Raw genomic sequence first — 23,062 nt, 5'->3', positions numbered from 1 at the left:
CGCAGTCGGAGAGATCAGCGCCCGGGGAGCCACGGAGAGCAGGCGTCGTTGCCTGCGGTGTCCAAGGCTCATGCCCGGCGGCCATGCGGTCGAAACCAGGAAGTAACGATTACTTATGTGGTGTCGTGCATAGGCTCTCATTTTACGTCGTGCAAGCCCCTTCCGCCCAGTGAGGGAAACCAGGACGTACGTCACACGTGTTTCCGGGGTATTGCGGGTTGCTTTCCGGACGGGCGTGTGAACGGGCCGGGCGCACCTCCGGGAGCGCACCGACCCACCGGGCGGTCCGAGCAGCCGCCCTCCCGTGCGGTCAGGGCGGCCCCGGACGCCCACGGAACCCCCCGCGCGGCCGGCCGCGCGGGGGGTTCCGTTCGGACGGACCCCGGGGTCAGCCGCCGACCGCCACCCCGAAGAGTCCGCCGAGGCCGTAGGTGAGCGCCGCGGCGGCACCGCCCAGCGCCAGCTGCCGCAGCCCGCTGAACCACCAGCTGCGGGCCGTCACCCGGGCCACCACCGCGCCGCAGCCGAAGAGGCCGACGAGGGCGAGCAGCACGGCGGGCCAGAGCGCGGTCGCGCCGAGCAGGAACGGAAGGAGCGGCAGGAGGGCGCCGAGCGCGAAGGCCGCGAACGAGGAACCGGCGGCGACGAGAGGTGACGGAAGGTCACCGGGGTCGATGCCGAGTTCCTCGCGGGCATGTATCTCCAGGGCCTGCTCCGGGTCCCGGGACAGTTGCCGGGCGACCTCGGTGGCCAGGTGCGGCTCCACGCCCCGGGAGATGTAGAGGTCCGCGAGCTCGCGCATCTCGTCGTCCGGATGCTTGCGCAACTCGCGCCGCTCGACGTCGAGTTCGGCCTCCACCAGCTCCCGCTGGGAGGCGACCGAGGTGTATTCGCCCGCAGCCATGGAGAAGGCGCCGGCCGCGAGGCCGGCCAGACCCGTGATGACGATGGTCCGGTGCGAGACGTCGCCACCCGCGACACCCGTCATCAGCGCGAGGTTCGAGACCAGGCCGTCCATGGCGCCGAAGACGGCGGGGCGCAGCCAGCCGCCGTTGACGTCCCGGTGGGTGTGGTTGTCGCGGTGCGCCTCGTGCAGTGCGGCGTCGGTCTCGATGATGGACACAGTGCTCCCCTATCCGCCGACGGCTCCGCAGCCCCTCCGCCGCCGCCCGACATCCTCGAAAGTACGCACGAAATGTGCCGGCCGCCAGCAAGGCAGGCCGTACTTACCACCGCCCTGACCAGGCAGGACAGGTATGGCTCACCTTCCTTTCCGGGCTCTGGCGCACACCGTGCGCGAGGGTCCGCCCCCGTTCACCCGTACGGCTGTCACGCCGACAGTGCCCGTCATCCTTTCGGGTGGGACTTCCGGAGGCGGTGGCCTTGTCCTGCCGGGATTCGCCGTTCCTCCGTCCAGCTCCTCACTCCGTTTCGTCTAGGTTCATCCGCATGGCCCTTTTATTCCGGTTGTCAGCCTTCCCGCCCGCCGGGCGTGGCACAGATCGGGGAGGGGGAAATCGTGTACGGACGAAGGGTCGACCGATGGAACCGATCACGGGTAAGGACCGGGCCCGGGGAGCATTGCTCGGGCTGGCCGTCGGGGACGCGCTGGGTGCCCCGGCGGAGAACCTGAGACCGTCGGAGATCCGCGCCCGCTGGGGCCGGATCGAGGGCTTCGTCAGCGAGGACCCCGCAGGTACGGACGACACCGAGTACGCGATCTTCTCCGGGCTGTTGCTGGCCCGCCACGGTTCGGCGCTCACCGTCGCCGACGTGGACCGGGCCTGGCACCACTGGATCGCCGATCTGGACGAAGGGCCCTTCCGGGGCGCGGGGTTCAGCGAGCGCGGCACCCTGGAGAACCTCCGCCGGGGGCTGGCCGCGCCGATCTCCGCGCAGCACCGGCACGCGTGGAGCGACGGGCTGGCGATGCGGGCGGCCCCGTTCGGGGTGTTCGCGGCCGGGCGGCCCGCCGAGGCGGCCCGGCTGGTGGCGATCGACGGCCAGGTCAGCCACGACGGCGAGGGCATCTACGGCGGCCAGGCGGTCGCGGCCGGGGTCGCGGCGGCGATGGTCGGGGCGAGTACGTCCTCCGTCGTCGCGGCGGCGCTGTCGGTGGTGCCGATGGACTCGTGGACCGCGCGTTCGCTGCGGCGGGCGGTGACCGCCGCACAGCGCACGTACCCGGACCGGTTGACGGCCGAGCGGGCGGTGCGGTCGGCGGTGGTGATCGGCGGGTACCCGTGGACGGACCTGGCGCCGGAGGCGGTGGGCCTGGCGTTCGGCGCCTTCACGGCCGCGCGCGGCGACTTCCGTACGGCCGTGCTGACGGCGGTCAACATGGGGCGGGACGCGGACACCACGGCGGCGGTGGCGGGCGCTCTGGCCGGGGCCTGGCAGGGGGCGGCGGCGATCCCCTCGGAGTGGGCCACCGCGATCGGCCCGGTGCGCGGCAGCTGCCTGCCCTCGATGCGGGGCTACCACGTGCTGGACGTCGCGGAGTTGCTGACCGCGGGCGATCCTGCGGGTGCGCCGCAGGCACCGGCTGCGGCCGGGGCGGCGCCGCCCCCGGACGGGCCCGGCGAGGCCGTGCGCGAGCCCCTGGACGCTCCGGTGCCGGCGGTCCTGCTGCACGCGGAAGGAGCGCTCCGATGAGCCTGCCTGCCGCGGAAGCTGCACTCCCCGACAGCCCTGACGGCACCGACAGCGCCGCCGGCACCCGCCCCGGGACGGAGCAGCCGGAGACCACCCGGCGCGCGCGGATCGAGGGCCTGCTGCTGGGGCTCGCCGCCGGGGACGCGGCCGGCTGGCCCGCCGCCCGGCACCGGGCGGCCCGGATGCCCGAGTGGACCCGGCGGCTCACCCGGGAGCTGGACACCTTCGCCGAGCAGAACGCGACGACCACGCTGCCGGTGCCGATCGCGCTGAACCAGCCGCCGGAGCCGCTGCGGCTGGGCCCCTCGGACGACGCCGAGTGGGCCGCGTTCGCCGCGGGGACGGTGCTCGCCGCCGCGGCCGACGAAGCGCACGGGCTCGCCCCCTCGCGCCGGATGCGGGACGCCGTGGACCGCGCGTGGAACGCGCTGGCCGCCAAGGTCGCGGCGGCCAGTGAGCGGGCACCCGAGGTGGAGGCCGCGGTGCTGCCGCTGCGAGCCCGGATCTCGGTGCGCGCCGGGCTCGGCAATCTCGCCGCCGGGCTGCGGCCCCCCGCCACCGGTCACGACAACCCGCACTACTTCGACGACGCCGCCTGCGTGCGGGCCGCGGTGCTCGCGGTGGTGCACCCGGGCGACCCGGCCGCGGCCGCCGCGCTCGCCGAGTTCGACGCCCGGTACACCCAGGACGGCGACGGGGTGCACGGGGCGCGGGCCATCGCCGCCGCGATCGCCGAGGCGCTCGCCGGGGCGGACGTGGGAACGGTGGTGGACGCGGCGCTCGCACAGCTCCCCGAGGGCACCGAGATCGCGCGCAACGCGGAGCACGCGGTGCGGCTCGCGCGGGAGTTCGCGGACGAGCCCGCCGGGGCATTCTCCCTCGTCCCGGTGCTGGAGCACCAGATCGTGGACCACGTCTACAGCTACGGGATCGCGGCCGCCGAGACGGTGCCGGTGGCGCTCGCGCTGACCACCGCGGCGCGGGGCGAGATCGCCCAGGCGGTCCCGGCGGCCGCCTGCCTCTCCCGGGTCGCGGACTCGGCGCCCGCCCTCGCAGGGGCGCTGACCGGGACGCTCGGCGGCATCCGGACCGTACCGTCCGGGTGGCGGGAAGCGTGCCGGACGCTCGCCGGGTGCGCGCTGCCCCGGCTCGCGGGCACGGATCTGATCGAACTCGCCGGGCTGCTCGCAGCCACGGAACAGGCCGCCACGGGTGGACAATTCAGCCATGATCACCACAGCGAGTACACAACACCCCGTATCGGACACGCTTTCCCTCGATGAACGTGTGAGCGGAGCCCTCGTCGGCGCCGCCGTCGGCGACGCTCTCGGGGGGCCGGTCGAGGGCTGGACCTCCGAGCAGATCGCGGAGCGGCACGGCGGGCGGGTGCACGGGATCGTCGGTCCCTGGTACGGCGACGACTGGCGCACCGCCCGCCCGATCGCCCCGTACCACAAGGGCGATGGTCACGTCACCGACGACACCTTGATGACCCACGCGCTGGTGCGGGTGTACGACGCGGTCCGCGACCACCTGGACGCGTACGCGGTCGCCACGCACCTGGTCCCGGACCTGATCTCCACCCCGCGCTGGATCCCGGAGCTGGAGGCGGAGGCGCTGCCGCTCCAGCGGATCTTCCTCGCCGAGAAGTGGCTCGTGGCGCGGGTGCACTACGGGCACGTCGACCCGCGCGAGGCCGGCAGCGGAAACATCGTCAACTGCGGGGCGGCGATGTACATGGCACCGGTCGGACTGGTCAACGCGGCGCATCCGGAGGCGGCGTACGCGGAGGCGCTGGAGGTCGCGGCGCCGCACCAGTCCAGTTACGGCCGGGAGGCGGCCGGGGTGTTCGCGGCGGCGGTCGCCGCGGCCTGCACGCCGGGCGCCACCCCGGCCTCGGTGGTGGAGGCGTGCCTGGCCCTCGCCAAGGACGGAACCCGCGCGGCGATCGAGGCGGTGTGCGAGGAGGCGGCCCGTCACGGCGACCCCGAGTCGGCGCTCGTGCCGCTGCGGGAGGCGGTCGCCCCCTTCGACACGGTCGGCCCCGACTACCGCTCCCCCTCGCTCGGCGCCCGCCGGCCGTCGCGGCTGCACTCCATCGAGGAACTGCCCGTCGCCCTGGGCATGCTGCTGGCAGGGGGCGGTGACTACCGCCGCACAGTGCTGGGTTCGGTGAACTACGGGCGCGACTGCGACTCGATCGCCACCATGAGCGGGGCGATCGCCGGCGCGCTCCACGGGGAGGCGGCGGTGCCGAAGGAGTGGGCGAAGACGGTCGCCGAGGCGAGCCGGCTCGACCTGCACGCCCCGGCGCGCACCCTGACGGCGGTGGCCCGCGAGGTGTTCGCGGCCGACACCGCCCGCCGCCGCGCCCACGAGGCGGCCTTCGCGGTACTGGTGGGTGAGCGGTGAACGTACGGCTGACCTGGGTCCAGCCCGAGGACCTGATCGGGCACGAACTGCGCCAGGCCGAGCAGGACGGCCGGGACGCCTCGGAGATCGCCGGCCGGTGGTACGCGGCCGGGGGCCCGCCCGCACCGGACCGGGCCGGCGCCTCCGAGCCGCCCGCGCCGCCCCGGCTGCGCGCCCTCGCCGAGCGGTTGCTCGACGAACTCGCGCTGCTGGAAAGCCCGTTGGAGCACGAGGAACCCACCGGGCTCGCGGACATCCGGGCGCGCTGCCCGCGGTGGCCGGCCCCGCCGGCGGTCCGCCCGGCGCCGGACCGGGCCCGGCTGCACGCCGGCTGGCTGGGCCGGGCGGCGGGCTGCCTGCTCGGCAAGCCGGTGGAGAAGCTGCCGCTGGAAGGCATCCGCGCGCTCGGCCGGGCCACCGGCAACTGGCCGCTCACCGACTGGTTCACCGCCCGGGGCGTCTCGGCCGAGCTGCTCGCCGCGTACCCCTGGAACCGCCGCTCCGGGCCGACCTCGCTGGCGGAGAACATCGACGGGATGCCGGAGGACGACGACCTCAACTTCCCGCTCCTGACGGTGCTGTTGCTCCGGCGTCACGGCCGGGGCTTCACCACCGGCGACCTCGCTCGGCTCTGGCTCGACGAACTGCCGGCCGGCCGGGTCTTCACCGCCGAACGGATCGCGTACCGCAATCTGCTGGACGGGGTGGAGCCGCCGCGCACGGCCCGGTACCGCAACCCGTTCCGGGAGTGGATCGGCGCCCAGATCCGCGCCGACGTGCACGGCTGGACCTGCCCGGGCGATCCGGGCGCGGCGGCGGAACAGGCGCACCGCGACGCGGTGCTCACCCACACGGCGAACGGCGTCTACGGGGCGATGTTCACCGCGGCGGCGCTGGCCCAGGCGGCCGGCGGGGCCAGCGACGTGCACGGGTGCCTGGCCGCCGGGCTGCGCGTGGTGCCGCCCGGGTCCCGGTACGCGCGCGCGGTGCGCCTGGGCATCGCCACGGCCGAGGCGGCGCGGACGGGGCGGGCCGCGCAACCCACGGGCCCGGGCGGCTTCGACGCGGTCGTGGACCGGCTGCACGAGGTCTACGCCGCCACCCACCACTGGGTGCACGTGCTGCCCAACGCGGCGCTGCTCGCCGCCGCTCTCACGCACGCCGACGGCGACTTCACCCGCTCGATCGGCAACGCCGTGATGGGCGGCTGGGACACCGACTCGAACGGGGCGACCGCCGGGTCCCTCGCCGGACTGCTGGCGGGGGGCCCGGACGCGCTGCCCGGACACTGGACCGCCCCGCTGAAGAACCGGCTCGCCACCTCGGTGTCCGGCTTCGACGGAACCGGCTTCGACACCCTCGCCGAACAGACCTACCAGGAGGCACTGACCCCATGACCCGCATCACGGTGCTCGGCAGCATCAACATGGATCTGGTCGCCTACGTCGCACGGGCGCCCGCCCTCGGCGAAACCGTCGCAGGGAAGGAGTTCCGGACCGTGCCCGGTGGCAAGGGCGCCAATCAGGCGGTCGCCGCCGCCCGTGCAGGCGGGGAGGTCACGATGGTCGGCGCGGTCGGCGCCGACGCGTACGGCTCGCAGCTGCGGGGCGGCCTGGAGAGCGCGGGGATCGACACCGCTCTGGTGCGCACGGCCCCGGGCGCGAGCGGCACCGCGCACATCGTGGTCGACGGCACCGGCGCCAACGCGATCGTGGTGGTCCCCGGAGCGAACGGCACGTTCACCGCGCTCGGACCGGCCGAAAGCGAGGCCGTGGCCTCGGCCGATCTCCTGTTGCTCCAGCTGGAACTGCCGCTGTCCGCCGTGATCGAGGGGGCACGGGCCGCCCACGCGCGGGGCGTGCGCACCATCCTCACCCCGGCCCCCGTCCAGCCGCTGCCCGACGAGCTCCTGGCCCACGTGGGCCTGCTGGTCCCCAACGAGCACGAGGCGGCGCAGCTCTCCGGGTACGAGGACCCGTACGCCGCCGCCGAGATCCTGCTCCGCAAGGTGCCGGAGGTCGTCATCACCCTCGGCGCCGAGGGATGCCTCTACGCGCCCCGGGGTGGCGAACCCGTGCACTTCGCCGCCCCCGAGGTGACCACGGTCGACACGACGGGCGCGGGCGACACTTTCGTCGGAACGCTGGCCGTGGCCCTCGGCGAGGGCCGGCCGGTCGCCGAGGCGGTCGCCTGGGCGTCCTCCGCCGCCGCCCTCTGCGTCCAGAAGCCCGGCGCGTCCACCTCCATGCCCTACCGAAGCGAGATCGATGCCTCATGACCGAATCCGCGACCACCTCCGCGCCCACTCCCCTGTCGGGCCTGCGGGTCCTCGATCTCGCCACCCTCTTCGCCGGTCCGCTCGCGGCGACCATGCTCGGTGACTTCGGTGCCGAGGTGATCAAGATCGAGCATCCGCGCAAGCCCGACCCCTCGCGCGGCCACGGCCCGGCGAAGGACGGGATCGGACTCTGGTGGAAGCTCCTCGGCCGCAACAAGCGCAACCTCACCCTGGACCTGTCCAGCCCCGGAGGGCGCGAGGTGCTGCTGCGGCTGGCGGCCGGGACCGACGTGATCATCGAGAACTTCCGGCCCGGCACCCTGGAGCGCTGGGGCCTCGGCTGGGAGGAGCTGGAGGCGGTCAACCCCCGGCTGGTCCTGACCCGGGTGACGGCCTTCGGCCAGTTCGGCCCCTACTCGCACCGGCCCGGGTTCGGGACGCTCGCCGAGGCGATGAGCGGTTTCGCGGCGATCACCGGGGAGCCGGAGGGGCCGCCGACGCTGCCGCCGTTCGGCCTGGCCGACTCGATCGCGGCGCTCGCCACCGCGTACGCCGTGATGACCGCGCTCGCCGGGCGCGACCGCACGGGGCGGGGGCAGGTGGTCGACATGGCGATCATCGAACCGATCCTGACGGTGCTGGGCCCCCAGCCCCTCTGGTTCGACCAGCTCGGCCACGTCCAGCAGCGCACCGGCAACCGTTCCCGCAACAACGCGCCGCGCAACACCTACCGCACCGCCGACGGCCAGTGGGTCGCGGTCTCGACCTCGGCGCAGTCGATCGCCGAGCGGGTCATGCGGCTGGTCGGGCGCCCCGAGCTGATCGAGGAGCCGTGGTTCGCGTCGGGGGCCACCCGTGCGGAGCACGCGGACGAGCTGGACGGGGCGGTCGGGTCGTGGATCGCCCGGCACACCCGGGACGACGCGCTCGCCGAGTTCGAGAAGGCGGAGGCGGCCATCGCCCCCGTCTACGACGTGCGGGACGTGATGGAGGACCCGCAGTACCGGGCGCTGGACAGCGTCACCGAGGTGGACGACCCGGAGCTGGGGCCGCTGCGGATGCAGAACGTCCTCTTCCGGCTCTCCGGGACACCGGGCGGAATCCGGTGGGCGGGGCGCCCGCACGGGGCCGACACCGAGGAGATCCTCAGGGAGCTGGGCCTCTCCGGCGAGCGGATCGCCGCGCTGCGCTCCGAGGGGGCGCTGTGACGGCGGCCGAGGCGCGTCCCCGTGCCGCGGCGGCCGTACCGCCCGGCGGCATCCCTCCGTACGACACCAGTCCGGTGCCGCTGACCTGGCTCTACGCCCCCGGAGACCGGCCGGAGGTGGTGCTCAAGGCGCTGCGGGCCGGGGCGGACGTGGTGATCGTGGACCTGGAGGACGCGGTCGCGCCCGGCCGCAAGGAGTACGCCCGTTCCGCCACCGCCGAGTTGCTCACCGATCCGGTGACCACGGCCGAGGACGCCGTACCGGTCCATGTGCGGGTGCACGGGGAGGACGACGTGAGGGCCCTGGCGGGTCTGCCCGGACTGTCCGGGATACGGCTCCCCAAGATCACACACGCGGTCTCCGTGCACCACGTGGCGGCCCTCGCCCCCGGCGTCGCGCTCTATCCGCTGCTCGAATCGGCGCTCGCGATCGAGCACGCGTACTCCATCGCCTCCGCCCACCACGACGTGCGGGGCATCGCGCTCGGGGAGTCGGACCTCCGCGCCGATCTGGGTGTACGGGACGATGTCGGGCTCGACTGGTCGCGGAGCCGGATCGTGGTGGCGGCGCGGGCGGCCGGGCTAGAGCCTCCGACACAGTCGGTCTTCCCCGACGTGCGCGATCTGGACGGGCTGTGGGCCTCGTGCGGCCGGGGGCGGGCGCTGGGGATGCTGGGGCGGGCGGCGATCCACCCCCGGCAGCTGCCGGTGATCGAACGGGCCTACCGGCCGACCGATCAGGAGCTGGAGGCCGCCGAGGAGATCGTGGCGGCTGCCCGTACGGACGCCGGCGCGCTCGCGCTGCCGGACGGCCGGTTCGTGGACGCGGCGGTGGCCGCCGCCGCGCACCGCACCCTCGCCCTCGGGCGGCGGACGGCCGCGTCGGGTTCGGCGGCGCCCGTCGGCTGACGGCCCACCGCCCGGCCGCGGGCGGCCCCGGACACGAGGAAGGCCGCCGCACCCGGTCCGGGTGCGGCGGCCTCGTGCTGTGCCTCGTGCTGTCCTGGGAGTCAGCTCGTACCGGCGGTACGGGTGGCGCCGTCGCTCTCCGGCCGGTCCACGGCCCCGGCCCCGGCGGCTGCGTCGTCCGCGGTGCGGGCGTCCGTCGCTCCGGCCTTCACCATGCCGGCCTTCGTCGAGTCGGCCTTCGTCGGGTCGGCCTTCGTCGGGTCGGGCTTCGTCGGGTCGCTCGCGGCACTCTCGTCGGTCGTACCGTCCTCCGTCGCCTCCGCCCCGGCGCCGGTTCCGGTGTCACCGTCCGTGTCCGCACCGGTGTCGGCGTCCTGGGCCCCGGGTTCCACGATCTCCTCGCGGCCGGGACGCACCTTGTACGAGATCACGATGTACGTGACGGCCAGGATGAAGACGATGATGGCGGTCCAGACGTTCAGCCGCAGGCCGAGCACGTGGTGGGCCTCGTCGACCCGCATGTACTCGATCCAGGCCCGCCCGGTGCAGTACGCGGCGACGTACAGCGCGAACGCCCGGCCGTGTCCGAGCCGGAAGCGGCGGTCCGCCCAGATGACCAGCAGGGCGACACCGACGCACCAGAGCGACTCGTAGAGGAACGTCGGGTGGTAGATGCCGGCCACGCGGTTCGGGGCCTCACTAATCTTCAGCCCCCACGGCAGGGTGGTCTCCCGGCCGTAGAGCTCCTGGTTGAACCAGTTGCCCCAGCGCCCGATGGCCTGGGCGAAGGCGATACCGGGGGCGAGGGCGTCGGCCCATGCGGGCAGCGGGATGCCCCGGCGGCGGCAGCCGATCCACGCACCGACCGCGCCGAGGGAGATGGCGCCCCAGATGCCGAGGCCGCCCTCCCACACCTTGAAGGCGTCCACCCAGTCCTCACCGTCACCGAAGTACAGCTGGTAGTCGGTGATGACGTGGTAGAGACGGCCGCCCACGAGGCCGAAGGGCACCGCCCAGACGGCGATGTCGGCCACGGTGCCGGCGGTGCCGCCCCGGGCGATCCAGCGCTTGTTGCCGAACCAGACGGCGACGAAGACACCGATGATGATGCAGAACGCGTAGCCGCGGAGCGGGATCGGTCCAAGATCGATCACGCCGGTCGACGGGCTGGGAATGAAGGCAAGGTTCATGACGGAACCGACGCTACCCTGCCGGGCCGCACCGACGGCACGTCACCCGGCAACGTATGGGTAACAGGGCCGGATTCCCCCGCCCGCGGCGGCACCGTGATCAAGACGCCGGAGGCGTGGGAGTGAGGGTGCCGGCCGGCTTGCCCTTGTTGGCCTCCTCCACCCACTTCTTGAGGTTGGCGACCGAGATCTGCTCGTCGCCCTTCTTCGGGAAGATGGACTCGCCGTTCAGCAGCGCGGTCGGGGTCCCCTGGAAGCCGCCCGCGCTGAACGCGGCGTTCGACTTCGCGACCCAGGCGTTGTGCTTGCCGTTCTCCACGCAGCTGCGGAAGGCCGGGGTGTCCAGTCCGGAGACCTTCTTGGAGAGGTCGATCAGGGTGCTGTCCTTGCCGAAGGCGTCATCGGTCTCGGCGGGCTGGTTGGTGTACAGGACGTCGTGGTACGCCACGAACTTGCCGGCGTCCTGGGCGCAGGCAGCGGCGTTCGCGGCGCGCACCGAGCCCGTACCGCCCATGTTTCCGTCGATGATCGTGGCCAGGTGGTACTCCACCCGGAGCTGTCCGCTCTTCGTGAGGTCCTCGATGGTGCCGCGGAACGCGTTCTCGAACTGGGCGCAGACCGGGCAGCGGAAGTCCTCCCAGATGGTGAGCGTGGACGGGGCGTCGCTCGCTCCCACCGGGATGGCGAGATCGTCCTTCCCGGTGGCGCCGGACGGGGCGACGACGGGGGCGGCGGTGCTGTCGTCGTCGCCCCCGGCGTTGGCCGCGATCAGGCCGATCACGGCGGCCAGCGCCAGTACGCCGATCACGGCACCGGCGACGATCAGGGTGCGGCGGCGGCGCTCGCGCGCCTTCTCCTGCTCACGCTGCTGGACGAGCCGGTCACGCGCGGCCCTTCTTCCTTCATGGTTCTCGCTCACACCCGCAGCAACGAACCGGGGAGGCACTCGCGTGCCTCCCCGGTCCCACTCCACCCGTACGGGTGACGCGAGGCGTCAGCGCTTTCGAACACCTTCCGCGAGTTCGCTCGCGAGGGCCTTCACCGCGGCCGTCCCGGCGGCGGCGTCGGGCGCGTCCAGGATCGCCTTGACGAAGGCCGTACCGACGATGACGCCGTCCGCGAAGCCGGCGACCTCGGCCGCCTGCGCCGCGTTGGAGACGCCGAGACCGACACAGACCGGCAGGGAGGTGGTGGCGCGGGTACGGGCCACCAGCCCCTGGGCCTGGTCGCCGACCGACTCGCGGGTGCCGGTGACACCCATGAGGGAGGCGGCGTAGACGAAGCCGGAGCCCGCCGCCGTGATGGTGGCGAGGCGCTCGTCGCGGCTGCTGGGGGCGACGACGAAGACGGTGGCGAGACCGTGCTTCTCCGCGCTCTCGCGCCACACCGCCGACTCCTGGACCGGCAGGTCGGGCAGGATGCAGCCGGCGCCGCCCGCGGCGGCCAGCTCGGCGGCGAACCGCTCCGCGCCGTAGCGGTCGATGGGGTTCCAGTAGGTCATGACGAGGATCGGGGCGCCGGTCGCCTCGTACGCCTCGCGGACCGTGCGCATCACGTCGGCGATCCGGACGCCGCCGCGCAGCGCGATGTCGTCGGCGGTCTGGATGACCGGGCCGTCGAGCACCGGGTCGCTGTGCGGCAGGCCCACCTCGACGACGTCCGCGCCACCGGCGACGGCTGCCTTGACCGCCTCGATGCCGCCGTCCACGGTCGGGAAGCCGGCCGGGAGGTAGGCGATGAGGGCCGCGCGGTCCTCGGCCTTCGCCGCGGCGAGGGTGGTGTCCAGCAGTGCGATGTTGCCGGTGTGTCCGGTGCTGCCGGTGCTGCCGGTGCGGCCCGTGGTGCTGTCGCTGCTCACTTGACGTCCCCCTCGATCTCCGCGCCGTGGCCGGCCGCGTTCGCGTCGACGGTCGCGTCGGCCTCGTACAGCCCGAAGTAGCGGGCCGCCGTGTCCATGTCCTTGTCGCCGCGCCCGGAGAGGTTGATGACGATCAGCCCGTCCTCGCCCAGCTCCTTGCCGATCTCCAGGGCACCGGCCAGCGCGTGCGCGCTCTCGATGGCCGGAATGATGCCCTCCGTGCGCGAGAGCAGCCGCAGGGCCGACATCGCGGCGGCGTCGGTCACCGCGACGTACTCGCCGCGGCCGATGTCCTTGAGGTACGAGTGCTCCGGGCCGATGCCCGGGTAGTCCAGGCCGGCCGAGATGGAGTACGGCTCGGTGATCTGGCCCTCGTCGTCCTGGAGGACGTAGCTGCGCGAGCCGTGCAGGATGCCGGGCTCGCCCTCGGTGAGGGTCGCCGCGTGCTCGCCGGTCTCGATGCCGTGCCCGGCGGGCTCGCAGCCGATGAGACGGACGGAGGCGTCCGGGATGAAGGCGTGGAAGAGGCCGATGGCGTTGGACCCACCGCCGACACAGGCGATCGCGGCGTCCGGCAGCCGGCCGGTGCGCTCCAGGATCTGGCGGCGGGCCTCCACCCCGATGACGCGGTGGAAGTCGCGGACCATGGCGGGGAAGGGGTGCGGGCCGGCGACCGTGCCGAAGAGGTAGTGGGTGCGGTCGACGTTGGCGACCCAGTCGCGGAACGCCTCGTTGATGGCGTCCTTGAGGGTGCGCGAGCCGGACTTCACGGCGACGACCTCGGCACCGAGCATCCGCATGCGGGCGACGTTGAGCGCCTGGCGCTCGGTGTCGATCTCGCCCATGTAGATGGTGCACTCCAGGCCGAACAGCGCGCAGGCGGTCGCGGTGGCGACGCCGTGCTGACCGGCTCCGGTCTCGGCGATGACCCGGGTCTTGCCCATGCGCCTGGTGAGGAGCGCCTGGCCGAGGACGTTGTTGATCTTGTGCGAGCCGGTGTGGTTGAGGTCCTCGCGCTTGAGGAAGACACGGGCACCGCCCGCGTGCTCGGCGAAGCGGGAGACCTCGGTCAGGGGGCTGGGGCGGCCCGTGTAGTGGACCATCAGCTCGTTGAGCTCGGCGGCGAAGGCCGGATCCGCCTTGGCCTTGTCGTACTCGACGGCGACCTCGTCCACGGCGGCGACGAGCGCCTCCGGGATGAACTTGCCGCCGTAGGCGCCGAAATAGCCTTCGGCGCTGGGGATCAGACCCTCGGGGTCCGGAAGGAAGAAGTCAGAGGACATCCGACATGGCTCCTGGTCACTGGCAACGGGTGGGTTCACCGTATGCGCCGGGTGGAGCTGGGGCCGCCACGACCGGGGTCGGGGCGGTACGGCGCGCGTCGACGCGGCACGGCCCCCGGTGGGGGTGCGTGCGCGGGGCGCGGACGGCCTGGCTCGCTGCGGCGCTCAGGCCGCGCGCCATCGCATGCCGTTGACCTGTCCGGGCTCGTCGCCGATGACGTAACGCACCCGGCGGCCGTGCACCCGGCGTGCCGGGGCGCGGCATCCCCGCTGCCACAACGGCGGGGCGCAGCGCCGGGGCTGCGGGTGGCCGGGCAGGAGGAGCGGGGGCCGGCCGCCGCCGCGCGCCAGGGGTACGCGCGGCTCCCGCACCGGCGACCCGGCAGGGCGGGTGCCCTGCGGGGACGGCGGTGCGGAGCGCGGGTGCCCCGGCGGCACGGAGAGCGTCATGGCGGTGGTTCAGCCCCGTCCGTGGCGGAGCGCGGGGTGGGTGCCGGCGGCGACCAGGTCGGCCACGGCGGCGCGCGGGTCGCGGCCGGTGACGAGCGACTCGCCGACGAGCACGGCGTCCGCGCCGGCGTTGGCGTACGCGATCAGGTCGTGCGGACCCCGGACGCCGGATTCGGCGATCTTGACGATGTGGTCGGGGATCTCGGGGGCGACCCGCTCGAAGGTGGAGCGGTCGACCTTGAGGTCCTTGAGGTTGCGGGCGTTGACGCCGATGACGCGGGCGCCGGCGGCGACCGCACGCTCGGCCTCCTCCTCGTCGTGGGCCTCCACGAGCGGGGTGAGGCCGATGGACTCGGCGCGTTCGATCAGGGAGACGAGGGCTTCCTGGTCGAGGGCGGCGACGATCAGCAGGGCGAGATCGGCGCCGTAGGCGCGGGCTTCCCACAGCTGGTAGGAGGTGACGATGAAGTCCTTGCGCAGGACCGGGATGTCGACCTTGGCGCGGACCGCCTCCAGGTCCGCGAGCGAACCGCCGAAGCGGCGCTGCTCGGTGAGGACGGAGATGACGGACGCGCCGCCGGCCTCGTAGTCCGCGGCGAGCGCGGCCGGGTCGGCGATGGCGGCCAAGGCGCCCTTGGAGGGGCTGGAGCGCTTGACTTCGCAGATGACGTTGACGCCCTCGCCGCGCAGTGCGGCGACTCCGTCCTTGGCCCGGGGAGCGCGTGCGGCGCGTTCCTTGAGCTCATCGAGGCTGACGCGCGCCTGCCGCTCCGCGAGGTCCGCACGGACGCCGTCAATGATCTCGTCGAGCACACTCACGCGAGCGGCCCCCTTCCGGAGCGAACGAATGATGGAACAACATCAGCCATCTCGATGGTATCCGCAGCGGGGCGAAGGGCTCGCATCCGGCCGGTCACCGTCCCAGCAGGTGGTCCGACCGGCGCTCGCTCAGGGTGCCAGAGCGGCGCCGATGGGCAGGTTCCGTACGACGGTGAAGGCCACCAGCACCGCGCCGATCCCCCAGCCCCACAGGGGCGGGACACCCAGCCGCAGGGGCTCGCGGCGGGCGGTCCGTACGAGCCAGAGCGACCAGAGCGCGGCGAAGAGCACGTATCCGGTGACGGCCAGGGCGTTGTCGCCGAGGGCTGCGAGGAAGTCGCCGTGGGCGAAGGCGTGGGCGCTGCGCAGTCCGCCGCAGCCGGGGCAGAGCAGGCCGGTCAGGCGGAAGAGCGGGCAGACCGGGTAGTGGCCGGGTTCACCCGGGTCGACGGTGGCGACGTACCCGAACGCTCCGGCGACGGCGGCCAGGGCGCCGGCCGGCGCCGCGAAGCGCCGAGCGCCGGGAGCCGGGCGCGGTCGCGCGTACGGGGGCCGGTACCTGTCCGGTGGGTACGGACCGGCGTACGCGTCCGGGGGGTACGGACCGGCCCGGACGGGCCCGGCGGAGGGCCCGGGCTCCGGGGGCGGGGTCGCGGCGGGGAGGGGCGGGGCGTCGTCCACCCGCCGATTGTGCCCCCGGTACGCGGAAAGGCGCAGCCCGGGACGGGCTGCGCCTCGCGTGTCGCGGGACAGGTGGTGCCGTGCGGTGGTGCCGTGCCGGGCGTCGCGCCCCCGGCCGTGGTCCGCCGGACACCACCTCACGCCTGGCGGGACGGGGCCGGTGCCCGTGCGGGCGGGCCTCCGCTCCCGTTGGCGTCAGTGGCTGAGCTGGGCCTCGCCGGCGCGGGCGCGGGCGGCGGCGTACTCCGGCGACTCCTTCGGCGTACCGAGTCCGGCCATCTTCATCGCCAGGCCCACGAGCGCGCCCACGAGGATCACGCCCATGCCGGCCCAGAATCCGGCCGGGTTGGCCGCGACCATGAAGACGCCTGCGACGCAGAAGCCGATGAACGAGATGATGACACCGGTCCAGGCGGCCGGGGTGTGTCCGTGGCTGCTGCCCGCCATGAGTTGCTCCTCGTTGGTGTTGCGCGGTGTGTGCGGTGTGTGTCGGGGATTCACGTGGGAAGACCCGCCCCCATTGTCCCGTACGCGGAGGCGGGACGTGAGCCGGGGTCGGTCGTCCCGGCCGTGTCCGGGGGCCTTCCGGGTGGCCGGCCCGCCGGTCTCCAGTGCCGCGCCCGGCATGCTGTGCCCGGCGGCACTAACCCGTGGGGTCCTCGCCCCGGTCCAGGGCCTTCCACAGCTCCTCGGGCCGGTCGGGGTCCCGGGGGGTGGCGGGGGCCTTGCGGGGGCGGGGGGTGCCGTCGCGCTCGTAGCGGCCGGACATGGTGGGCCAGCGGCTCCCGAAGCGCAGCGCGAGCACCCCGGCGATCAGGATGAAGAGGCCGCCCAGGGCGGTGACGTAGGGCCACGCGGTGTGGCTGAGGGCGTCGATGGTGGAGGCCGCGTCACCGGTGGTGGCGGCGGCCTTCTCGTCCAGGGCGGAACTGTCCGAGGCGCCGGACCAGGCGCTGAGGCCGGCGCCGAGGCCGCTGACGGCGAGCAGGCCGGCGACGACGTAGCGCCCGGTGCCCCGGACGGCGAAGACGGCGACCAGGGCGGCGAGGCCGACGATCGCCAGCGCGGCGGGGACGCCGGTGACGTCCTGTCCGTCGGCGGTCAGCGGAAGGCTGCCGCCTGCGACGAGGGCGTCGCCCCGGGCCCAGGTCTGCCCGGAGGCGAGCAGGACGACGGCGGCCCCGACCGCGCCGAGGAGCAGCCCGAGGGCCAGGCTCCGGCGGCTGCCGGGGGCGTCGGACGCGGTGGTACGGGCACGGGGCTGGGGTACGGGGACGGCGCTCACGCCTTCCACTATCCCCTACCGCCCCGGCGCCCGTCGGGGCGGTAGGGGCCTGATGGGCCGGCGGCCGGCCGGAGGTTCAGCCGGTGGGCGCCCGGTGGGCGCCGAGCCGGTTGGCCGTGTGGACGGCGCGGAGCACCGCGGCCGCCTTGTTGCGGCACTCGTCGTCCTCCGCCACCGGGTCGGAGTCGGCGACCACGCCCGCACCGGCCTGGACGTAGGCGGTGCCGTCGCGGAGCAGCGCGGTGCGGATGGCGATGGCGGTGTCGGAGTCGCCCGCGAAGTCGAGGTAACCGACGCAGCCTCCGTAGAGGCCCCTGCGGTTGGGTTCGAGCTCCTCGATGATCTGCATGGCGCGCGGCTTGGGCGCTCCGGAGAGGGTGCCGGCGGGGAAGCAGGCGGTGAGGACGTCGAAGGCGGTGCGGCCCTCGGCGACGCGGCCGGTGACGGTCGAGACGATGTGCATCACGTGGGAGTACTTCTCGACGGACATGAAGTCGACCACCTCCACGCTGCCGGGTTCGCAGACGCGTCCGAGGTCGTTGCGGCCGAGGTCGACGAGCATGAGGTGCTCGGCGCGCTCCTTGGGGTCGGCGAGGAGTTCCTCGGCGAGTGCCTGGTCCTCCTGCGGGGTGGCGCCCCGGTGCCGGGTCCCGGCGATGGGGTGGACCATGGCGCGGCCGTCCTCGACCTTGACGAGGGCCTCGGGGCTGGAGCCGACGACGTCGAAGCCGTCGAACCGGAAGAGGTACATGTACGGGGACGGGTTGGTGGCCCGCAGCACCCGGTAGACGTCGAGCGCGCTCGCGGTGCAGGGGGTCTCGAAGCGCTGGGAGGGCACGACCTGGAAGGCCTCGCCGGCCCGGATGCGTTCCTTGATGTCCTCGACCGCCTCCTGGTAGGCCGGGCCGCCCCAGAGGGCGGTGTACGGCGGCAGCTCGGAGGGGGGCAGGGCGGCGGGGGCGTTCTCGACGGGGCGTCGGAGGTCCTGCTCCATGGCGTCGAGACGGGCGACGGCGTCGGTGTGAGCCTCCTCGACGCCGCTCTCCAGGTCGTTGTGGTTGATCGCGTTGGCGATCAGCAGGACGGTGCCGTCCCAGTGGTCGAGTACGGCGAGGTCGGAGGTGAGCATCATCGTCAGCTCGGGCAGACCGAGGTCGTCGCCGCCGTGGTCGCCGATGCGTTCCAGGCGGCGCACGATGTCGTATCCGAGGTAGCCGACCATGCCGCCGGTGAAGGGGGGCAGGCCCTCGGTGTCCGCGAGATCGCGGGGGGTGTGCAGCGCCTCGGTGGTGGCGCGGAGCGCCTGGAGCGGGTCGCCGTCGAGCGGGACGCCCACGGGCGGAGTGCCGATCCAGTGGGCCTGGCCGTCGCGGGCGGTGAGGGTGGCGTGGCTGCGGACCCCGATGAAGGAGTACCGCGACCAGGTGCGGCCGTTCTCCGCGGATTCCAGCAGGAAGGTGCCGGGGCGTTCGGCGGCGAGTTTCCGGTAGAGCCCGACCGGGGTGTCGCCGTCCGCGAGGAGCCGCCGGACGACGGGGATGACGCGCCGGGCGGCGGCCAGCTTGCGGAAGGTGTCGAGATCCATGTCGGCCGGCCTCACGGGGTGTCGGTGCTGAGCAGGACGTCGCGGTCGAAGCAGGTGCGCGCGCCGGTGTGGCAGGCGGCGCCCGTCTGGTCGACCTTGACGAGGACGGTGTCGGCGTCGCAGTCGAGGGCGACGGAGACGACGCGCTGGGTGTGGCCGGACGTGTCGCCCTTGACCCAGTACTCCTGGCGGCTGCGGGACCAGTAGGTGCAGCGGCCGGTGGTCAGGGTGCGGTGCAGGGCCTCGTCGTCCATCCAGCCGAGCATGAGCACCTCACCGGTGTCGTACTGCTGGGCGATGGCGGGGACGAGTCCGTCCGCGCCGCGCTTGAGGCGCGCGGCCACGGCGGGATCGAGGGTGCCTGCGGGCGGGGTACCGGGGGTGCCGGACGGGGGCGTGCTGCTCATGCGGCCCATTGTGCCGCGAGCACCGGTGCCGGAAGGTGCCCGGTCCACTGGGCGGACCGTGTGCCGCGGTCGTAGGCTGGCTGGCATGTCGACCCATGCGAAGCGTGAACGTCTACTGCTGGCCGACCTGTTGGAGGCGGCGGGCCCCGGGGCGCCGACCCTGTGCGACGGCTGGCTGACCCGCGACCTGGCCGCTCACGTGGTGGTGCGCGAGCGCCGGGCGGACGCGGCTGCCGGGATCGTGGTGGGCCCGTTGAAGGGCCGTATGGAGCGGGTGCGGCAGGAGTACGCGGAGAAGCCGTACGAGGAGCTGATCCAGCTCATCCGCACGGGTCCGCCGCGCTTCTCGCCGTTCGCCGTGAAGCAGGTGGACGAGGCGGCCAACACCGTGGAGTTCTACGTGCACGCCGAGGACGTCCGCCGGGCGCAGCCCGAGTGGTCGCGGCGGGAGCTGGACCCGGTGTTCGCCGACGTCCTGTGGTCGCGCATGGAGCGGACCGCCCGGATGCTGGGGCACCGCTCCCCGGTGGGGCTGGTGCTGCGCCGCCCGGACGGACGGACGGCGGTCGCGCGCAAGGGCACGCCGGTGGTGACGGTGACCGGGGAGCCGGGCGAGCTGCTGCTCTTCGCGTTCGGGCGGCAGTCGGCGACGACGGTGGGCCTGGAGGGCGAGGAGGACGCGGTGGAGCAGCTCCAGCTGTCCCAGCTGGGGATGTGACGGGCGCGGTCCCCGGCACCGGGGGCCGCGGGGGGCCTCTCCCCCGGGGCGCGCCGAGGCCGCCGTTCTCAGGCCCGGGGTGCGCCGTGGGCGACGGCGGCCCGGGCCCGGTGACGTGCCGGTGGGGTGGCGCCGTCCGGGCGGGTGCGGGCGGGGCGGGTGCGGGCGGGGATGCGGGAGCCGAGGAAGGCCAGCAGGAAACCGGCCGGGACGGTGACGAGCCCCGGGGTCTGCAGCGGGAACCAGTGGAAGTCACGGTCCGGGAAGAGGGCGATCGGGGTCCCCGAGACCGCCGGTGAGAACGCCATCAGCAGCACGATCAGCGGCAGGGTCCCGTAAACGGCCCGGCGCACCCCGCGCGCGGTGAAGCCGGGCCGGAAGAGGGCGTTCAGCAGGACCGGTGGCAGGACGGACGCGGCGGACGCGAAGGAGAGCGAGAGCAGGACCTGCGGGTTGCGTTCGTGGGTGTACGCGGAGACGAGGACGGCGAGCGCGCCGATCGCGACGACCGCCCAGCGGGCCCGGCGGATCTCCCGGGCCGACGCCCGGCCCTCGCCCTGGGCGCCCGAGTGCGCGGCGAAGTCCCGGGCGACGCTGGAGGCGGCGGCCAGGGTGATGCCGGCCACCGCGGCGAGGGTGGTGGCGAAGGCGGCGCAGGCGACGAGGGCGAAGAGCACGCTCTGGCGGGGACCGGCCGCCGCGGGGTCGAGCGCGCCGGTCACCATCAGCAGGGCGGTGTTGCCGCCCGGGTCCCCGGCCCGCAGCGCGTCCGCGCCGAGCAGGGCCGAGGCACCGAGGCCCACGACGACGATCCCGGCGCAGAGGACGGCGACCGGGGCGACGGCCCAGACCCGCACCCGGCGCGCGGTACGGGCGTCGCGCAGGGGGTGCAGCCGCATCGTGAGGTGCGGCATGCAGGCCGCCCCCAGGACGAGGGTGATCTGGAACCCGATCAGGTCCAGCGCCCCCGTGCCGGTGCGGCCGAACTGGGCGCCGGGCGAGGCGTAGGGGGAGCCGGCCCCGCTGCCTTCGCGCGCGGCGTCGAAGAGGGCGAAGGGCGACCAGTCGTACCGGGCGAGGACGAGTCCCGCGAGGAGCGTCACGACCCCCACCACCACGCCGACCTTGAGGATCTGGATGTATCCGGTGCCGCGCATCCCGCCGAAGGCGGAGTAACCGGCCATCAGGACCCCGCTGGCGACGGTGCATCCGGTCACCGCTCCTTCCGGCAGGCCGAACATGGCCGCCATCACCTTGCCCGCGGTGGTGAGCTGGACGAGCAGGAGGGGGACCAGCACGGCCAGGGTGGCGACGCCCAGCGCCTTGCGGACCGAGGGGTCGCCGAGCCGCTTCGCGAGGAAGTCGCCGAGGGTGAAGACCCCGGCGACGCGCAGTCGTTCGGAGAAGACGCGCATGACGAGCACCAGCGAGACGACGGTCGCCAGTGCGAAGGTCACGCCGTCGAACCCGGCGAGCGCCACGGAGCCGGTGGTGGAGAGCAGGGTGGCGGCGGAGATGTAGTCCCCGGCGATGGCGAGTCCCCCGCCCACGGGCCCGAGGGCCGCGCCGCCGCCCGCGTAGAAGTGTTCCGGGTCGTCCTGGTCGGCGGCGGCGAGGCCGCAGAGCAGCAGGGAGAGGGCGACGAATCCGAGGAAGATCACGACTGCGAGGGAGCGCGCGTCGGCGAAGGAGGACATGGCGTGTACGGCACCAGAGCGTCCGTCCGGCGTACAGGGCGCGGGCGTTCGGGGATGCGCCGGAACAGGGGGCGGGCCCGCGCCTTGTGCGCCGTCACACCCGCCCCGCCCGAACTCTCCGTGCTGACGGGGTGGTGGGCGTCAGCCGCCGAGCAGCCGCCGGGCCGCGAGCGCCAGGCAGATCTCCACCGCGTCCGCCGGGCGGGTCAGACAGCGTCCGGAGAGCTGCTCGAACCGTCGCAGCCGGTTCAGCACGGTGTTGCGGTGGCAGTAGAGCCGTGCCCCGGCGCGCTGGGCCGAGCCGTCGGCTTCGAGCCAGGCGGTGAGCGTCTCGATCAGGACGTCCCGGTCCGCCGGGTCGATGCCGTCGAGGGGGCCCAGCACCCGGTCGGCGAGCGCGGCCCCGAGGGCGGGTGAGGAGACGACCAGCGCGGCCGGTAGGTGCTCGTCGAGCAGCACGATGCCGCCGGACGCCGGGCAGGCCCGCAGGGCCGTTTCGGCGAGCCGCCGGGCCTCGCCGAGCGCCGCGAGACCCTCGACCGCGGAGCTGACCCCGACCGCCGTACCGGGCGGGACGGCCGTCTCTCCGGCGAGGCGGGCCAGCCCGCTTCCCGCGTTCGCCTCGGCGTCCCCGTCCGCGCCCGCCCCCGCATCCGCGACCGCGTCGGTGACCGCGGATTCCAGTGCCACGATAGCCAGTTCGGCGTCGGGGCCGGTGTGCCAGAGCGCCACCACCCCCTTGGGGAGGACCACGGGCGGGGAGGTCGCGGCGTGCGGGGCGCGGTGGGCCGTACGGACGGCGAGGACCGCGTACCGGCCGTCCTCCCGCAGTCCCAGCATCGTCGCGGCGTCGGGCAGGTCGGCGATGCGGGCGGTGCCGTCCAGCAGGGCGCCGGTCATGAGCCGCTGCCGGTTCTCGCGGCGCCAGTCGATGCGCCGCTCCGCCTGGCGGTAGGCGTCGGTGAGGACTCCGCAGTGCTCGTCCACGAAGTTCCACACGTCGGCGGCGACATGGACGAGGAGGCGGACGTCCTCGGGGTCGCGGCGGGCCGTCTCGTCCACGAGCCCCTGCCACACCATCGCGCCGCCGAGGCGGAACGCGTGCAGGACGGCGTCGAGCGGCACGCCCTGCTCGGCCCTGATCTCGCCGATCCAGCGGGTCGTGCGGTGGGCCGGCTCGCGGAACTCGCGGGGCTGGATCAGCGAGCCGATGTTGTGGCGGAGGGAGTGGTGGACCTCCTGCCAGATGTCGGCGCGGGTGGACTCGATCGCCGTCCGGTAGCCGGGCTCCTGTGCGTACAACACCTCGACCAGCCGTTCCGTCAGCTCCGGCAGCTCTTCGAGCAGCACTCTGGCCGAGCGGTGCAGCACCTCGACCGATTCCCGGTCGGCGAGCGAGCGGAAACGCTGGGGCAGCGGCGATACGGGGGGCGTCGTGTGCAGCGCCCTGATCCGAGGACGTACGACGTGCGGCATGGGGGCCTCCACCGGGAATCGGCCGGGCCCATGGGCGCCGGCCCGGGCACCCGGCCCGGTTGGGGCGCGAGCGCGACCGAACGATCCTGACGCCCGCAGAATGACATACCGGCCAGTCGGTACCTAGGGGTCTGCGCGGTTCCCGTCATCAC

General features: G+C 74.2%; 22 protein-coding genes. 8 read left to right on the top strand and 14 right to left on the bottom strand.

Translation table 11 applies throughout. The annotated features are described in order from the left end of the window. Window positions 1-388: 388 nt before the first annotated feature. On the bottom strand, window positions 389-1,123 hold the full coding sequence (locus tag ACFYPN_RS02040) for a VIT1/CCC1 transporter family protein (protein WP_358761101.1): 735 nt from the start codon (window positions 1,121-1,123) through the stop codon (window positions 389-391). Window positions 1,124-1,542: 419 nt separating this feature from the next. Between ACFYPN_RS02040 and ACFYPN_RS02035 the strand changes: the two genes are divergently transcribed. From ACFYPN_RS02035 to ACFYPN_RS02005, 7 genes are read left to right on the top strand one after another with little or no spacing between them, the layout of a single operon-like run. Next, window positions 1,543-2,655, top strand: coding sequence for an ADP-ribosylglycohydrolase family protein (locus ACFYPN_RS02035; protein WP_358761100.1), 1,113 nt, complete (start codon window positions 1,543-1,545; stop codon window positions 2,653-2,655). Further along, window positions 2,652-3,938 (top strand): ADP-ribosylglycohydrolase family protein, encoded by a 1,287-nt coding sequence (locus ACFYPN_RS02030; protein WP_358761099.1) that lies wholly within the window; start codon window positions 2,652-2,654, stop codon window positions 3,936-3,938. Before ACFYPN_RS02035 ends, ACFYPN_RS02030 begins: the two co-directional genes overlap by 4 nt. Then, window positions 3,883-5,067 carry an ADP-ribosylglycohydrolase family protein gene (locus ACFYPN_RS02025; protein WP_389296447.1) on the top strand — a complete coding sequence of 395 codons (1,185 nt, stop codon included), beginning with the start codon at window positions 3,883-3,885 and terminating at the stop codon, window positions 5,065-5,067. Before ACFYPN_RS02030 ends, ACFYPN_RS02025 begins: the two co-directional genes overlap by 56 nt. Next, window positions 5,064-6,464: an ADP-ribosylglycohydrolase family protein gene (locus ACFYPN_RS02020; protein WP_358761097.1), complete on the top strand. Its 1,401-nt coding sequence runs from the start codon at window positions 5,064-5,066 to the stop codon at window positions 6,462-6,464. Before ACFYPN_RS02025 ends, ACFYPN_RS02020 begins: the two co-directional genes overlap by 4 nt. Continuing rightward, window positions 6,461-7,345, top strand: coding sequence for a ribokinase (rbsK, locus tag ACFYPN_RS02015; RefSeq protein ID WP_358761096.1), 885 nt, complete (start codon window positions 6,461-6,463; stop codon window positions 7,343-7,345). Before ACFYPN_RS02020 ends, rbsK begins: the two co-directional genes overlap by 4 nt. Further along, entirely contained in the window at window positions 7,342-8,553 is a 1,212-nt protein-coding gene (locus ACFYPN_RS02010) for a CaiB/BaiF CoA transferase family protein (protein WP_389296446.1), read from the top strand. The genes rbsK and ACFYPN_RS02010 overlap by 4 nt, the downstream gene beginning before the upstream one ends. 50 nt (window positions 8,554-8,603) lie before the next feature. After that, window positions 8,604-9,461 (top strand): HpcH/HpaI aldolase/citrate lyase family protein, encoded by an 858-nt coding sequence (locus ACFYPN_RS02005; RefSeq protein WP_389296581.1) that lies wholly within the window; start codon window positions 8,604-8,606, stop codon window positions 9,459-9,461. 101 nt (window positions 9,462-9,562) lie between these two features. Here the strand turns inward: ACFYPN_RS02005 and lgt are convergent, their stop codons facing one another. The 11 genes from lgt to hisI all read right to left on the bottom strand — a co-directional run bounded on the left by lgt (window position 9,563) and on the right by hisI (window position 19,019). Beyond that, window positions 9,563-10,651, bottom strand: a complete 1,089-nt coding sequence (gene lgt, locus ACFYPN_RS02000) for a prolipoprotein diacylglyceryl transferase (RefSeq protein ID WP_389296445.1) — start codon at window positions 10,649-10,651, stop codon at window positions 9,563-9,565. 100 nt (window positions 10,652-10,751) lie between these two features. Next, entirely contained in the window at window positions 10,752-11,570 is an 819-nt protein-coding gene (locus ACFYPN_RS01995; RefSeq protein ID WP_389296444.1) for a thioredoxin domain-containing protein, read from the bottom strand. A gap of 75 nt (window positions 11,571-11,645) precedes the next feature. Further along, window positions 11,646-12,509, bottom strand: a complete 864-nt coding sequence (trpA, locus tag ACFYPN_RS01990) for a tryptophan synthase subunit alpha (protein ID WP_358761092.1) — start codon at window positions 12,507-12,509, stop codon at window positions 11,646-11,648. Next, window positions 12,506-13,792 (bottom strand): tryptophan synthase subunit beta, encoded by a 1,287-nt coding sequence (gene trpB / locus ACFYPN_RS01985; RefSeq protein ID WP_358761091.1) that lies wholly within the window; start codon window positions 13,790-13,792, stop codon window positions 12,506-12,508. Before trpB ends, trpA begins: the two co-directional genes overlap by 4 nt. Window positions 13,793-13,957: 165 nt before the next feature. Then, on the bottom strand, window positions 13,958-14,242 hold the full coding sequence (gene trpM, locus ACFYPN_RS01980; protein WP_358761090.1) for a tryptophan biosynthesis modulator TrpM: 285 nt from the start codon (window positions 14,240-14,242) through the stop codon (window positions 13,958-13,960). Between the two features lie 9 nt (window positions 14,243-14,251). Continuing rightward, window positions 14,252-15,061 carry an indole-3-glycerol phosphate synthase TrpC gene (gene trpC / locus ACFYPN_RS01975; protein ID WP_358761089.1) on the bottom strand — a complete coding sequence of 270 codons (810 nt, stop codon included), beginning with the start codon at window positions 15,059-15,061 and terminating at the stop codon, window positions 14,252-14,254. A gap of 129 nt (window positions 15,062-15,190) precedes the next feature. Further along, window positions 15,191-15,742: a DUF2752 domain-containing protein gene (locus ACFYPN_RS01970; RefSeq protein ID WP_358761088.1), complete on the bottom strand. Its 552-nt coding sequence runs from the start codon at window positions 15,740-15,742 to the stop codon at window positions 15,191-15,193. Window positions 15,743-15,937: 195 nt separating this feature from the next. Next, a complete protein-coding gene (locus tag ACFYPN_RS01965; RefSeq protein WP_358761087.1) occupies window positions 15,938-16,189 on the bottom strand; it encodes an HGxxPAAW family protein in 252 nt (83 codons plus the stop codon). 196 nt (window positions 16,190-16,385) lie between these two features. Continuing rightward, window positions 16,386-17,036, bottom strand: a complete 651-nt coding sequence (locus ACFYPN_RS01960; RefSeq protein ID WP_389296443.1) for a TIGR02234 family membrane protein — start codon at window positions 17,034-17,036, stop codon at window positions 16,386-16,388. A gap of 67 nt (window positions 17,037-17,103) precedes the next feature. After that, window positions 17,104-18,612 (bottom strand): anthranilate synthase component I, encoded by a 1,509-nt coding sequence (locus ACFYPN_RS01955; RefSeq protein ID WP_358761085.1) that lies wholly within the window; start codon window positions 18,610-18,612, stop codon window positions 17,104-17,106. A gap of 11 nt (window positions 18,613-18,623) precedes the next feature. Then, on the bottom strand, window positions 18,624-19,019 hold the full coding sequence (hisI, locus tag ACFYPN_RS01950; protein ID WP_358761084.1) for a phosphoribosyl-AMP cyclohydrolase: 396 nt from the start codon (window positions 19,017-19,019) through the stop codon (window positions 18,624-18,626). Window positions 19,020-19,104: 85 nt separating this feature from the next. Here hisI and ACFYPN_RS01945 point away from each other — a divergent pair, with 85 nt between their 5' ends. After that, window positions 19,105-19,737, top strand: a complete 633-nt coding sequence (locus ACFYPN_RS01945) for a TIGR03085 family metal-binding protein (RefSeq protein WP_358761083.1) — start codon at window positions 19,105-19,107, stop codon at window positions 19,735-19,737. 68 nt (window positions 19,738-19,805) lie between these two features. Here the strand turns inward: ACFYPN_RS01945 and ACFYPN_RS01940 are convergent, their stop codons facing one another. Next, window positions 19,806-21,434 (bottom strand): cation acetate symporter, encoded by a 1,629-nt coding sequence (locus ACFYPN_RS01940; protein WP_358761082.1) that lies wholly within the window; start codon window positions 21,432-21,434, stop codon window positions 19,806-19,808. A gap of 141 nt (window positions 21,435-21,575) precedes the next feature. Then, window positions 21,576-22,910, bottom strand: coding sequence for a helix-turn-helix domain-containing protein (locus ACFYPN_RS01935; RefSeq protein WP_358761081.1), 1,335 nt, complete (start codon window positions 22,908-22,910; stop codon window positions 21,576-21,578). Window positions 22,911-23,062: the final 152 nt, after the last annotated feature.

Source organism: Streptomyces sp. NPDC005576 (assembly GCF_042871745.1).
Classification (GTDB): Bacteria; Actinomycetota; Actinomycetes; order Streptomycetales; family Streptomycetaceae; genus Streptomyces.
The sequence above is the reverse complement of the archived record's forward strand: the minus strand, read 5'-3'. Positions and strand labels throughout refer to the sequence as shown.